11 protein-coding genes and 1 pseudogene are annotated in these 13,902 nt (G+C 55.5%); 3 read left to right on the top strand and 9 right to left on the bottom strand.

Annotated elements, in window-relative coordinates:
• Nucleotides 1–3: 3 nt before the first annotated feature.
• The 3 genes from lolE to lolC are packed head-to-tail and all read right to left on the bottom strand — an operon-like array spanning nucleotide 4 to nucleotide 3,144.
• Nucleotides 4–1,248, bottom strand: a complete 1,245-nt coding sequence (lolE, locus tag PAG01S_RS01215; RefSeq protein WP_062757424.1) for a lipoprotein-releasing ABC transporter permease subunit LolE — start codon at nucleotides 1,246–1,248, stop codon at nucleotides 4–6.
• A complete protein-coding gene (gene lolD / locus PAG01S_RS01210) occupies nucleotides 1,248–1,952 on the bottom strand; it encodes a lipoprotein-releasing ABC transporter ATP-binding protein LolD (RefSeq protein ID WP_010246282.1) in 705 nt (234 codons plus the stop codon). Before lolD ends, lolE begins: the two co-directional genes overlap by 1 nt.
• A complete protein-coding gene (lolC, locus tag PAG01S_RS01205) occupies nucleotides 1,945–3,144 on the bottom strand; it encodes a lipoprotein-releasing ABC transporter permease subunit LolC (RefSeq protein WP_010246284.1) in 1,200 nt (399 codons plus the stop codon). The genes lolD and lolC overlap by 8 nt, the downstream gene beginning before the upstream one ends.
• A 248-nt stretch (nucleotides 3,145–3,392) precedes the next feature.
• Here lolC and PAG01S_RS01200 point away from each other — a divergent pair, with 248 nt between their 5' ends.
• Both PAG01S_RS01200 and mfd read left to right on the top strand, forming a co-directional pair.
• On the top strand, nucleotides 3,393–3,602 hold the full coding sequence (locus tag PAG01S_RS01200) for a hypothetical protein (RefSeq protein ID WP_062757422.1): 210 nt from the start codon (nucleotides 3,393–3,395) through the stop codon (nucleotides 3,600–3,602).
• Between the two features lie 228 nt (nucleotides 3,603–3,830).
• Nucleotides 3,831–7,274, top strand: a complete 3,444-nt coding sequence (gene mfd / locus PAG01S_RS01195) for a transcription-repair coupling factor (protein ID WP_062757420.1) — start codon at nucleotides 3,831–3,833, stop codon at nucleotides 7,272–7,274.
• 144 nt (nucleotides 7,275–7,418) lie between these two features.
• Here mfd and PAG01S_RS01190 read toward each other — a convergent pair whose 3' ends face one another.
• The 3 genes and pseudogenes from PAG01S_RS01190 to PAG01S_RS01180 form a co-directional block, all read right to left on the bottom strand.
• Entirely contained in the window at nucleotides 7,419–7,961 is a 543-nt protein-coding gene (locus tag PAG01S_RS01190; protein WP_003849847.1) for a glycine zipper 2TM domain-containing protein, read from the bottom strand.
• Nucleotides 7,962–8,369: 408 nt separating this feature from the next.
• A complete protein-coding gene (locus PAG01S_RS01185) occupies nucleotides 8,370–8,942 on the bottom strand; it encodes an Ail/Lom family outer membrane beta-barrel protein (protein WP_060679946.1) in 573 nt (190 codons plus the stop codon).
• A gap of 577 nt (nucleotides 8,943–9,519) precedes the next feature.
• A pseudogene (locus PAG01S_RS01180) lies at nucleotides 9,520–9,714 on the bottom strand (hypothetical protein); the annotation flags it as partial.
• 359 nt (nucleotides 9,715–10,073) lie between these two features.
• Between PAG01S_RS01180 and PAG01S_RS01175 the strand changes: the two are divergent.
• Nucleotides 10,074–10,289 carry a SymE family type I addiction module toxin gene (locus PAG01S_RS01175; protein WP_033757310.1) on the top strand — a complete coding sequence of 72 codons (216 nt, stop codon included), beginning with the start codon at nucleotides 10,074–10,076 and terminating at the stop codon, nucleotides 10,287–10,289.
• Nucleotides 10,290–10,334: 45 nt separating this feature from the next.
• Here PAG01S_RS01175 and cdiI read toward each other — a convergent pair whose 3' ends face one another.
• The 3 genes from cdiI to PAG01S_RS22720 are packed head-to-tail and all read right to left on the bottom strand — an operon-like array spanning nucleotide 10,335 to nucleotide 13,746.
• Nucleotides 10,335–10,700 (bottom strand): ribonuclease toxin immunity protein CdiI, encoded by a 366-nt coding sequence (cdiI, locus tag PAG01S_RS01170; RefSeq protein WP_062757417.1) that lies wholly within the window; start codon nucleotides 10,698–10,700, stop codon nucleotides 10,335–10,337.
• A 9-nt stretch (nucleotides 10,701–10,709) separates the two neighbouring features.
• Complete coding sequence (locus PAG01S_RS01165; RefSeq protein WP_062757415.1) at nucleotides 10,710–13,511, bottom strand: hemagglutinin repeat-containing protein; 2,802 nt, start codon at nucleotides 13,509–13,511, stop codon at nucleotides 10,710–10,712.
• Nucleotides 13,435–13,746: a hypothetical protein gene (locus PAG01S_RS22720; protein ID WP_062757413.1), complete on the bottom strand. Its 312-nt coding sequence runs from the start codon at nucleotides 13,744–13,746 to the stop codon at nucleotides 13,435–13,437. The genes PAG01S_RS01165 and PAG01S_RS22720 overlap by 77 nt, the downstream gene beginning before the upstream one ends.
• Between the last annotated feature and the right edge of the window lie 156 nt (nucleotides 13,747–13,902).

Below are 13,902 nucleotides of genomic sequence, written 5' to 3'. Positions count from 1 at the left end.
TTTTCACTGACCGCTTAATACCCGAGCCGGGTCAATGCGGCTGGCGCGTCTGGCGGGATACCAGCTCGCCAGCAGGCTCAGCAGAATCGCGGTAATCAATACTGAGAACACATCAATCCAGTGCAGTTCCGACGGCAGGAAATCAATGAAGTAGATATCACCCGCCAGCAGATGATGACCGGTAACCGACTCCAGCCCGCGCACCAGTGAGGTCAGATTCAGCGCCACCAGCACGCCCGCGATCACGCCGCTGACGCTGCCCAGCAGGCCTGCCAGCAAACCGTACCAGATGAAGATGGCGCGGATCAGCCGGTCTTTAGCACCGAGGGTACGGAGCACCGCAATGTCACTGCTCTTATCCTTCACCGCCATCACCAGCGTTGAGACAATGTTAAAGCAGGCGACGCCAATCACCAGCACCATCGCCAGATACATGATGGCGCGGATCATCTGAATGTCGCGGTACATATAGCCGTAGGTGCCAATCCAGCTCTTGATGTAGACGTAGGAACGGGTCGCTTCACCGGCATCCCGCACCAGTTTGACCGCCTGGAACGGGTCGGTCATCTTCAGGGCGATGCCGGACACGCTGTCACCCATCTCCAGATAGTGCTGCGCATCGGCGAGAGGCACCAGCGCCAGGCTGTGATCCAGCATGCCGCTCAGTTGCAGAATACCGCTGACCTGAAGCCGGATACGTTTAGGCTGAAGCAGTTTGTTATCACCATCGTTGTTGGGGATCATGATGGTGATCCAGCCGCCCTGCTTCACGTTCAGCGATTTAGCAATGCCGCCGCCCAGAATGATCTGCTGCTTACCGGCGGCAAAAGAGGACCAGCCGTTATCTGCCACAAACTGTGGCAGGGCGCTGAGGCGCGGCTCCTGTACCGGATCAACGCCCTTTACCTGCAGCGCTTCCAGCCGGGCGCCGCTCTCAATCAGGCCGGTGAAGTTCACATAAGGCGCTGCCGCCGCAATGCCGGGCACCTTTTCAATCGGGGCAATCATCGACTGCCAGTGCTGAAACGGCTGATTGACCGCCTCGATCTCGCCATGCGGCACCACCGCCAGAATGCGGTTGTTCAGCTCACGCTCAAAACCATTCATGGCGCTCAGACCGATAATCAGCACCGCCACGCCCAGCGCAATACCGATGGTGGAGATCACCGAAATCAGCGACACCATGCCGCCACGACGGCGGCCACGGCTAAAGCGCAGGCCCAGCAACAGGGATAACGACGAACCCATTACACCGCTCCTGCCATGGTGAGCTGATCGCTTAACTGACCATCACGCATCTCCATCTGACGCGTCATGCGTTTTGCCAGCATCAGATCGTGGGTCACCACCAGAAACGCGGTGCCCTGACGCACATTCAGTTCGCCCAGTAATTCAAAAATGGCGTCGGCGTTGCGTGCATCGAGGTTACCGGTTGGCTCATCCGCCATCACCAGCCGTGGGCGGTTAACCAGCGCACGGGCAATCGCCACGCGCTGGCGTTCGCCACCTGACAGTTCTGAAGGCCGGTGCGCGGCGCGATGGTCCAGCCCGACCGCGGCCAGCATCTCACGGGCGCGATCCTGCGCTTCCGTTTTAGCCGTTTTGCCAATCAGCAGCGGCATCGCCACGTTCTCCAGCGCGCTGAAGTCTGGCAGCAGATGGTGGAACTGATAGATAAAGCCCAGCTCGCGGTTACGCAGCTCCGCTTTGGCCGACGAGGACATGGCATTCAGTGACTGGCCATCAAACACCACGTCGCCCGATGTCGGTGCATCCAGGCCGCCGAGCAGATGCAGCAGCGTACTTTTACCGGAACCGGAGCTGCCGACAATCGCTGTCAGTTCACCGGGCTGGAGGCTGAAAGCCACATTGCGCAGCACATCGGTCTGCACGCTGCCTTCCTGATAGCGTTTGCACAGGTCGCGGCACTGCAACAAAGGAGTGTTACTCATAACGTAAAGCCTCAGCAGGTTGAACGGCGGCAGCGCGCCACGAAGGATAGAGCGTAGACAACAGCGCCACAATCATGGCGCTGAGGGCGATGGTGACCACCTGCCACACATTAATATCAACCGGCAATGCGGCACCATCAAGGAACAGGCCAATCACCGGCATTAAGTTGTTGAGCTGGCTGGCCAGCAAGACACCGAGCAGCGTGCCGAGCAGCGTGCCGATAATACCGGCGCTGGCACCCTGCACCATAAACACCGCCACTATTTGCCGGCGCGTCAGGCCCTGGGTTTGCAGGATCGCCACTTCGCCCTGCTTCTCCATGATCAGCAGGCCTAACGAAGTGATGATGTTAAAGGCAGCCACGGCGATGATCAGGCTCAGCAGCAGGCCCATCATGTTCTTCTCCATACGCACCGCCTGGAAGAGATCGCCTTTGCGCTCACGCCAGTCTTTCCAGACCAGGCCCGCAGGCAGTGTCTGCTGACTCAGACTGTCGACCGACAGCGGTTTATCCAGCCACAGTCGCCAGCCGGTAATATTACCGGCCGGATAGCGCATCACGCGCGACGCATCCTGAAGATTGACCAGAATCTGATAACCATCGACTTCGCTGTTAGCGGCATAGGTGCCCGCTACGGTAAACAGACGCTGACTTGGCACGCGTCCCATCGGGGTGAACTGGCTGACCGACGGCACCATCAGACGCAGTTGATCGCCACGTTTTACGCCAAGCTGGGATGCCAGCTGTTCGCCAAGGATGACATTATACTGCCCGGCCTGCAGCACGCTCTGCCGGGTATTGACCAGGAAAGGGGTAAGCGGATCTTTTTCAGCCGGCTCAATGCCCAGCATCACGCCAACGGAGACGCTGTGCGGGCTTTGCAGCACCACATTGGCGGTGGTCAGCGGCGCAATACGGCTGACACCCTGCAGATTCAGCGAGGTGGCGGGTTGCTGTTGTGGATTGAGACTGCCTTTGTCGCTGGTGATCAGCGCCTGAGGCATCAGGCCAAGAATATTGCCTTCGAGTTCACGCTCAAAACCGTTCATCACCGATAACACGGTGACCATCGCCAGCACGCCGAGCGTAATGCCAATCGTTGAGAGCCAGGAGACAAAGCGACCGAAGCGATCCGATGCTCGTCCGCGCATATAACGCAGACCGATAAATAGCGCGACAGGTTGATACATGGAATCCAGTAAGCCGTTGCCTGAAAATAGGTAGTGGGATGATAAAGGAGCGGCTGGCTTTATGAAACCTCTAACCCTCTGAGTCGGCAGCAAAGTTGCATCCGGATGCGTCACTTTGCGCGCCAAAGCAGCGGAATAGCCGATAAAGCCGCCGCTTATTGGCTGATTATTCAGCGTCCAGGGGGGTAGACTACAATCAGTACCATGATCACGGGTGATTTATTGCCGGGCAGTATGAGGTAGCGACCATGTTGAAATTTCCCAAAGGCAGCATCGTTAAACATAAATCCGGGGAGATCAGAGGCGAAATCATCAACGTCTTTGAGCAGGGAAACGCACCAGCCGGCTACTACGTAAAGTGGGACGACGGTAACCTCAGCTATCATCCTGAGCAGGAGTTATCCTGGGCGAATATCGACCGCTCACGCATGCATTACACACAGCAATCCATAAAATAAAATGCCCGTTTAACCCCGTCGCTGCATGGCGACGGCGGTTTTTTCTGATCCCTTGCCAGACTCCGTCTATCCTCTCTTTATCTGCACGATTACCGCTGACGCCCGGTAATAGCTGACCGATCCCCAGATTCAGCGCGGCGCGGCAGGAAAATTGTGCCGCAGAGGTGATCCCCCTGACATAATATGGAATGATTACGTCCTGGAAAAATGGAGCAACCCCGAGATCCCATGCCCGAACAGACTCGTTATACCCTGCCCGTTAAATCCGGCGATCACCGTCAGCTCGGCCAGCTCATAGGCGCAGCGCACGCGGTGGAGTGTGCCAGCATTACCGAACGACATGCTGGTCCGGTGTTAATGATTACACCCGATACCCAAACCGCTCTGCGTCTGCTGGATGAAATCCGCCAGTTTACCGATCTGCCGGTGGCGCACCTTGCCGACTGGGAAACGCTGCCCTACGACAGCTTTTCCCCGCATCAGGATATTATCTCCGCCCGCCTGTCGACCCTCTACCAGCTGCCGGTGATGCAGCGCGGTATGCTGATCATGCCGGTCAACACCCTGATGCAGCGCGTCTGCCCGCACAGTTTCCTGCACGGCCATGCGCTGGTGATGAAGCAGGGACAAAAACTGTCACGCGACCGGCTGCGCGACCAGCTTGAGCAGGCCGGTTATCGCCATGTCGATCAGGTGATGGAGCACGGTGAATACGCCACGCGCGGCGCCCTGCTCGACCTGTTCCCGATGGGCAGCGATCAGCCCTACCGCATCGACTTTTTCGATGATGAGATCGACAGCCTGCGCCTGTTCGACGTCGACAGTCAGCGCACGCTGGAAGCGGTCCCCGAAATTAACCTGCTGCCTGCGCATGAGTTTCCCAGCGACAAAGCCGCCATTGAGCTGTTCCGCAGCCGCTGGCGTGAAACGTTTGATGTGCGCCGTGAGTCGGAGCATGTCTATCAGCAGGTCAGCAAAGGCACGTTGCCAGCGGGCATCGAATACTGGCAGCCGCTGTTTTTTGAGCAGCCGTTACCCAGTCTGTTCAGCTATCTGCCGGATAATACCCTGATTGTGAACTGCGGCGATCTTGAAGGCAGCGCCAGCCGCTTCTGGCAGGATGCCGAGGCGCGTTATGAAAATCGCCGCGTTGATCCGATGCGTCCACTGCTGGAACCGGCCACCCTGTGGCTGCGTCCGGATGCATTAATGGGGGAGCTGAAAACCTGGCCGCGCATCCAGATGACCAATGAGGTGCTGCCCGCCAAAGCCGCGAATACCAACCTCGGTTATACCCCGCTGCCTGATCTGACCGTTCAGGCGCAGGCAAAAGCGCCGCTGGATCATCTGCGTCAGTTTATTGAGACCTTCAGCGGCACCGTGGTCTTCTCGGTCGAAAGTGAAGGCCGCCGTGAAAGCCTGCAGGATCTGCTGGCCCGGATTAAACTGCGTCCTCAGCCGGTGCACCGCTTCGATGAGGTCGGCGAAGAGCGTTTCCGTCTGATGATCGGCGCCAGCGAGCGCGGTTTTATTGATACCCAGGGCAACCGGGCGCTGATTTGCGAAAGCGATTTGCTGGGCGAACGCGTCAGCCGTCGCCGTCAGGATACCCGTCGCACTATCAATCCGGACATTCTGATCCGTAACCTGGCGGAGCTGCATCCCGGCCAGCCGGTGGTGCATCTGGAACACGGTGTGGGTCGTTATATCGGCCTCACCACGCTGGAAGCTGGCGGCATTGAGGCGGAATATCTGATGCTCTCTTACGCCAACGACGCCAAACTTTATGTGCCGGTTTCATCGCTGCACCTGATCAGCCGCTACGCGGGCGGTGCCGACGATAATGCACCACTGCACAAACTGGGCAGCGATGCCTGGTCACGCGCACGGCAGAAAGCGGCTGAGAAAGTGCGTGATGTGGCGGCTGAACTGCTGGATATCTATGCTCAGCGCGCCGCCAAAACCGGCTTTGCCTTTAAGCATAATCGCGAGCAGTATCAGCTGTTCTGCGAAAGCTTCCCGTTTGAAACCACCCCGGACCAGGCGCAGGCGATCAACGCGGTGCTGAGTGATATGTGCGAGCCGCTGGCGATGGACCGTCTGGTGTGCGGCGACGTTGGTTTCGGTAAAACCGAAGTAGCCATGCGCGCGGCGTTTCTGGCGATTGAGAACCATAAACAGGTGGCCGTGCTGGTGCCGACCACCCTGCTGGCACAGCAGCATTACGACAACTTCCGCGATCGCTTCGCCAACTGGCCGGTTCGCATTGAGATGCTTTCCCGTTTCCGTACTGCCAAAGAGCAGGCGCAGGTGCTGGAACAGGCCAGCGATGGCAAGATCGACATCTTAATCGGCACCCATAAGCTGCTGATGAGCGATCTCAAATGGCACGATCTCGGTCTGCTGATTGTCGATGAAGAGCACCGTTTCGGGGTGCGTCACAAAGAGCGCATCAAGGCGATGCGCGCCGATGTGGACATTCTGACGCTGACCGCAACGCCAATCCCTCGCACCCTGAATATGGCCATGAGCGGCATGCGCGATCTCTCGATCATCGCCACGCCGCCTGCCCGCCGTTTAGCGGTGAAAACTTTTGTCCGTGAATTTGACGATCTGGTTATCCGCGAAGCAATCCTGCGTGAGGTTCTGCGTGGCGGACAGGTCTACTATCTCTACAATGACGTTGAAAATATCGAGAAAGCGGCGCAGCGTCTCAGCGAACTGGTGCCGGAAGCGCGTGTCGCTATTGGCCATGGTCAGATGCGTGAGCGTGATCTGGAACGGGTGATGAACGATTTCCACCATCAGCGTTTCAACGTCCTGGTCTGTACCACCATTATCGAAACCGGTATCGACATTCCGACCGCCAATACCATTATCATTGAGCGGGCCGATCACTTTGGCCTGGCGCAGCTGCATCAGCTGCGTGGTCGCGTCGGGCGTTCACATCATCAGGCTTATGCCTGGCTGTTAACGCCGCATCCGAAGTCGATGACCGCCGATGCGCATAAGCGGCTGGAGGCGATCGCTTCACTGGAAGATCTGGGTGCCGGTTTTGCGCTGGCAACGCATGACCTGGAGATTCGCGGTGCCGGCGAACTGCTGGGTGATGAGCAGAGCGGACAGATGGAGACGCTGGGCTTCACGCTTTATATGGAGCTGCTGGAGAATGCGGTCGAGGCGCTGAAAGCGGGTCGCGAGCCGTCACTGGAAGATCTCACCAGCAACCAGACCGAGGTGGAGCTGCGGATGCCCGCCCTGCTGCCCGAGACCTTTATCCCGGATGTCAGTACCCGTCTTTCACTCTATAAACGCATCGCCAGCGCGGAGGCTGAAGAGGAGTTGCAGGAGCTGAAGGTTGAGATGATCGACCGCTTTGGCCTGCTGCCCGATCCGGCGCGTAACCTGCTGGATGTGGCGATTATCCGGCTGAAAGCCCGCGCTGTCGGTCTGCGTAAGATCGAAGCCAGCGACAAAGGCGGTTATTTCGATTTTGCGCCGAAGAACAACGTGGATCCGGCATGGCTGATAGGCCTGCTGCAGAAAGAGCCTCAGCAGTGGAAGCTGGATGGGCCGACGCGACTGCGGTTTACCCGTGAGCTATCGGAAAGAAAGGTGCGGCTTGAGTGGGTGCAGGGCTTCGTTTCGCAACTGGCTCAGCGGCAGGCGTAACACCCTGCCCGTGCGTTGGTGATCTAACCGGTAAAACGCCGGTTAGTTTGCCGCAAAAAAAGGCGCATCCTGAGATGCGCCTTTTTCATTACTGCTGTATTACGTTGTGCTGTGTGGCCGCGTGAGCGGCAAAGCTTTGCCCAATTACGCCTGATCGCCGTTGAGAACCAGCTGACCATTGCGATCCAGTGGAATACGCGTGCCGGGGTCATTTTCCATACGGATTTTACCCTGCTGATCGCCTATTTTATAGGTCACATCATATCCCAGTTTTTTCTCTTGTTTGTCGTAAACGGTTTTGCAGCGCTGTTCGGTTGTGGTGTAGGTATCCCGATCCTGCAGTCCGCCCTGGACCTGATTACCGGCATAGCCACCCGCTACCGCACCTGCTACTGTCGCCACATCTCTGCCGCGACCGCCACCAAACTGGTGACCCAGCACTCCACCTGCCACTGCACCTAATACAGACCCGGCAAGACGGTTTTCATCCTGCACGGCCCGACGGTGAGTCAGAGTGACATTACGGCACTCCTGACGAGGCTGTTTAATGCTCTCTTTGATTGGCGTTGCAGACAGTACCTGAGCATATTGAGGACCGCGATCAAACACGTTCATGCCTGCTACGGCTGCAACACCCAGAGCTGCTGCCACACCAATACCGATACCCGCTAACATTGATTTATTCACAGGAAGTTCCTCCTGAAAAGTGTTACCGCGCAATCCTGCTGCTAAAGCATCCTCGTTAACTGAGGTATAACCGGCGTGCGCGACGCGCCGTGTTTGTTGAGATGAAGTTTTACAGATGGACCGAAAATGCAACATCAGATAAATGGAGGAAATTGGTCACTTTGCTATCAGGACCAGTTTTTAGGAGAGTTCTGAGGCTGGAAAGCCGCACTGACAGTTTCAGGGAATTATGGATAATAATAGTAGAATCAATCAGCTAATAATAACTAATCGGAAGTAAAGCAGGCAGTCACGTTATCAGTTTGCACATGAAAACATTTAAAGCAAATTCGCCGTCTGCCCCTCACTTACCCGGCGCAGGAATAAATAACCCCAGCCAGACGGCCGGGGTTACAGGCTTCAGGCAACTTAGAAACGATAGCCAACGCCGATGTTAAAACCATTGATGGCAACATCTTCGTTATATTTTACGCGAGTACCTTCATAGCCAACACTCACAGAGAGATTGCTGATAGGATTAACCACGACACCCGCACCGTAGGCAAAGGATGTTTTGCTTTCGCTGTAAGAACCCGAATACTGTGCGTACTGTGACTGGTAATTGGCTTTGTCTTCTACTTTGGTACGCGCGACCCCAATTAAGCCGTAGAAACTGACATAGTCATTAATACGGTATGCCGGACCCGCCATCAGGGAATAATATTTCGCTTCAATTTTTTCATTATATTTCTCAATACCGTCAAAATAATCATTCTGCTCGGAATAACTGTCATCGCCTTTCATGTAGCTGAATGAGCCAATCACACTGAGAGGAGACTCCCATTCATAGCGATACTGAACGTTGACGCCACGGATATTTTTAAAGTCTTCAACCTTGCTTTGTGCATATCCAACCGAGACGGTGTGATTATCAGCCAGCGCATTGCTGCCCACGAGAAGACCGCCACACAGTAATGCCAGCATCGTCATTTTAGAAGTCATGTAGTTAATTCCTTTTCATAATTTAACATTATTTCCCTGCGCTTAACGCAGGACTTCGTTCCCTGAATCACCAATACCCGACGGACAGGATAATTTTTTATCTATCCGCCTGTATCGGACAGGAATTTCATGTAGCGCTCCGCGCCTGATGTTCAGATCGGTCGGAGAGCATCTATTCATACCCGGATTTTTTAAAACTGGCTGGCCTGAGTCAATGTGAAACTTAAACGCCAGCCTTATTAAATGGCACTTCGGCCATTTAATTTAGGTTAAGTAAAGAATTTAACCACAGGATTCATCCTGGCGGTTAGTTATCAATCAATTCTTAATGGCATTATTAGACCAAAAAGAATTAGAGGTATCAAGACCGAGTTGCCATAAAAAAGCAAAAATCCCTTAAAACCATTTCGGCACATACATCCAGAAAATTATCCTGCCTTATACAATCCATTAACGCAGATTATTAACTGACATGTATATCCACAACCCATTAAAAGACTAAGTTACAGTTCTATTTAAACCTCTCTGAATAAATGAAGGTATTCGGAAAGATAACACCTGCATTTTCCCAAAAAGCGTTACTTTCAAGCTGACTTGCAATACTGCCGCTGGTGCTCATGCCCATGCTCTGGTGCTCGGTTTTATAGTACGCGTGGTTCTCAATGTTGCTGAAGCCCAGCGTGTCGGTGTCGAAACGGTTTTTATCGGCGGTGGCGGTGGAGTCTATCACCGCACCCTTCTGCCAGGTGTGCTCACGCGCTGTCACGTCAAAACGGTGTCATGTCGCAACCCTTATTACCGTTTTTGGTGGATATATGGGCGTAACGCGGAAGACAGAATAAAAGCTGGTTAACGCGGATTCACAGCATGAAAGCCAACCCGTAACAGTTAATACAGAAGGCTACGGGAAGAAGAAATGAATGAAAGCCAGACCGGAGAAAAACAATCTGGTTTTCAGAGACAGCTCGCAATTTATTACTCAGCTTTCAGCGAGTTTACGCGGCAGGAGGTGTATATTTAAACAGGTAAAAACGGAACAGGAAGCACATAACGAGAGATTTTTTAGCGCGGACTGAAGGTGGTGGAACACCAACAGCCCGCTGACCACCACCAACTGATAAGGAGTTGATTATGGCTGACACGCATCATAAGCCAGGAACCCGCACGGCCACAACCGCTGCCCATTATTACAGAGTGGGATACCGCCCTAATAGGGGCCAGCCGAACCCACTGCCGCAGCTCACCATCAAAGGCCGCTGGCTGGAAGCACTGGGTTTTACTACCGGGCAGAAGATCGAGGTGATCACCGGGCCGGGGCAGTTGATCATCCGGCTGGCTGAAGGGTGATCGGCGGGTAAAAATATCCCGGCTCGGAGGCCGGGATATTCTGTTTCAAGACGGGATTTTTGCCAGCAATTCGTTAACTTTATCCGTATCTTCGGGATGTAGGTGAAGATATTTTTCGCAGGCTAAGCGGACATACTGATAACAAGTTTCTTCACTTACAATTACAGTATCATCTTCTTCCGGTGGATAACCGTAGGCAAATTCAACACCTTCGAAATGATCCTCTTCATCATAGCTATTCATATCTGGAAAATGGCAATATGCACCATCTTTATTTAATGCACCTTTAATCATTAATAATTCGATAGCCCTTAAAAAATCCCCATCGTTATACATTCGATCGAAGTATGCCTTGACGACCCATACAGGGTCATCATCATGATATGGTTGACCAAATAACTCTTTATTCATCCATAACCTCTACTTTGGATGGAAGTTGTTCACCAAACCGGTATCTTTATTTATATATACACGGAATGCAACACCGCCAGCTGTGGCATCATAAGATTGCTGCCCTTTAGCTATGGCTACTTTGTAGCCTTTAGCAGCAGCTTCCTGACCTAATTGCAACATTTTTTCATCAGTAAAAATATTGGGATCATAAATAGTCTTTTTAAATGGTTCGGCACCATTATTTTTCAAACCAATTATATTACCCTCACGATCTTTAGCAGGTATTTGATATTCTATTTGAGTAATACCCTTTGTTCCTGTCGGAGTTTCACTAACTATCTTCACATTATTTTTTTTCACAGCATCATAAAATGCATTTGCATTATGCGCCCCAGTAATTCCTTTTTTCTGAGTATAACCAGCAAGTTGCGCTAAGTGTTCCGGTTGATCTATTTTAAAACTGATTCCTGAAGGATAAATATTAGCTTCTTTAACTATCGCGCTGAGTTTGTTAGCCGCTGCCGTTCCCAGGACTGGTGACATCGAAGCTGCAACGATCTTCATTCCGTCATAGGTCGATACATACTGCTCCGCCGTCGTCTTATCAACCCTAAGCTGCTCCATGGCATAGTTCACCATTGCATCCTTTACCTGCTGCTGATTCTGCGCATCAACGCTGGTAATATTCAGCAGGTTCACTATCTGCCCGTAGGCATCCGGGTACATGTCGCTGACTTTATTATTGTAGTTTCCGGTCTCATACTCACCTTTGACCGAATAAGCTTCTAACCTTGCCGAAGCACATGCGGGGGTGGCAGCCCGGCCATTACCACAGGCATCCGTCACTTTCTTGTCACGGCTGATGTTTTTCTCACGCAGGTCGTTTATCTTCTGCTGTGCCTGCTCACGCTCTGCCGGGTCGTTGCTCCTGAGTTTTTGCCTCGCTATCTCAAACTCTGTCTTTTCGTTAACGTGCAGCCAGTTATTCTCAACCGCATTTTTACCCGCCTGCGCGCCCGCCACCGCACCGCCCGTGCTGTCTCCGGCCACGCCGCCCGCAAGTCCCGCCGCCAGCGTCCCCAGCGCGCTGATGGTCTGCCGCTGCTCCTCACTCAGGTCTTCGCGCTTGACCCCCGGATACATCTGCTGCGCGATGTACTCGCCCATCGCCGCGCCAGAAGCACCCGCAAGTGCAGGATTACCCGACGCGTATGACGTCACCGCGCCCACTACCGCGTGTGCAATCAGGTTCGCCTGAACGTTCACCACCTCTTTGCCGTCCGGGCCTTTCGTGGTCGTCAGCGTATGTATCTGCTCCGCCAGGTACGGCGCGGCCGCCCCGCTCACCGCCTGGGCAATGTTGCCGCCCGTCAGCCCCTGTATCGCCGCGCTGATGCCCTGCTGCACCGGGCCGCCGGTTCCCATTCCGCCGGCCAGCATCTCCCGGTTGTACAGCGTCTGATAGACCTGTCCGGTGATGTCGGCCGCGGTCGGCTCCTGGCCCGGGTTCGCTTTCCGCCACTGCGCTTCGGCGTCCTTCTTCTGGTCCGGCGAGATGTTCTTCATCTTCTCAGTGGCCGCTTTCGTCGCCGCAATCTCGCCCTGCGTCCGCGCAATGTCGCCCGCCTGGCTGCCGATTTCCGCCAGCAGCTGCGCCGTCTCCATCCGCCGCTGCTCTTTCTCCTTATCGAAGATTTTATCCAGCCCCGGATTCGCACCCGCCGCGTCGCGGCTCAGGTCCGCCACGTCCTGCGTCTGCTTCGCCTTATCCCGGATAATGAGGGTGCCGTCGCTCACCGCCGCCTTCGTCACCGACGAGGCGCTGCCGCTGCCGTTCAGCCCCGCCAGCAGACCGTTCGCCATGTTGCCTTCGAACTGGCTGCCGATGCTGCCGCCGGTGCTCATGCCCACACTCTGGTGCTCGGTTTTATAGTCCGCGTGGTTCTCTATGTTGCTGAAGCCCAGCGTGCCGGTGTCGAGACGGTTCTTATCGGCGGTCGCGGTGGAACTGATGACCGCGCCGTTCAGCTGGGTGTGCTCACCCGCCGTCACGTCAAAGCCGCCCTTCCCGGCAAAGATGCCGGTCTGCTCGGCCACGCTCTGCCAGTTGCTGTGCATCTTGTCCTGGCTGAGGTTGACGCTTGCGGAGCCGGTCATCGAGCCGAAGGTGAAGCTGCCGCCCGCGCTGGCGTTCTGCTGCTTACTGTCGTAGCGGTCGCTGTCCTGCTCTGAGGTCAGCGTCAGGTTGCGGCCGGTATCCACCTTCACGCTGTCCCCGCGCACCTGTGCGCCGGTCAGCGTGGTGTCGCGCCCGGCGTTCAGGCTCAGCCCGTTGCCCGCCGTGAGCGTAGTCTCGGTATGGGTCAGCCCGTTGCCGTTCTCGCGGCCTTTGCCCGCGTTGACGCTGGCTGAAACGCTGATACCGTAGCCGCCCGACCCGGCGGTCAGGCCGATACCCAGGCTGCCGCCCTTGCTGCTGCTAGTGCTGTCGGTGCGCTCGCTGTTCTGCGCTGAAAGCAGGCTGATGTCGTTTTTCGCCGTCAGCCCGAGGTCGCCGCCCGCCTGAAGCTGGCTGCCCTGCACGAGGATGTCGCCCGCGCTGCCCGGCTGTGCGCCGGTGGCGGTGATGGCCAGGTTACCGCCCGCGCCCAGCGTACTGCCCTGCGCTTCACGGCTTTCGGTGCGGGTCTCGCTTTTCGACGTCTGGCTGCCGTAAGAAAGACTGATGCCGATCGAGTTGGTGGAGCCTTCTTCATAACCTTTGTCGCCCGGCTTCAGGCCTGCGGCGGTGTTTCTGGCGTTCGCCGCGTCGGTCTGCGCGCCGTCCATCTGGTACGCCTGCGCGGCCTGAGCCGCCGTCAGCGCCGCTCTCATCGGCCGTGCGGGCGGTCTGCACTGCCGTGTTCAGCGCCGCACCCACGGTGCCGGACAGCGCCAGCGTCAGCCCGCTCTGCTTCTGCTCGGTTTTCGTCAGTGCGGTGTGGCTGTTTTCGGCCGCACTGAGGGTCACGTCGCTGCCGCTCAGGGAGAGATCTTTACCGGCGATCACTTCGCTGCCGTGCACGTTAAGCTGGTCAGCGCCGCTATCTTCTCTGGGGTATCTGCGCCCCAGTATTTCTCCGCGATGTAGCGTGTGGCCAATTCTCCACTGAAAGTACCCGCAGCGCCATTTCCGCCAGACATATGAGCGGAAACTTTACCCCACACGGCATGTGCCATA

This window comes from Pantoea agglomerans NBRC 102470 (assembly GCF_001598475.1).
GTDB classification, from domain to species: Bacteria; Pseudomonadota; Gammaproteobacteria; order Enterobacterales; family Enterobacteriaceae; genus Pantoea; species Pantoea agglomerans.
The sequence above is the reverse complement of the archived record's forward strand: the minus strand, read 5'-3'. Positions and strand labels throughout refer to the sequence as shown.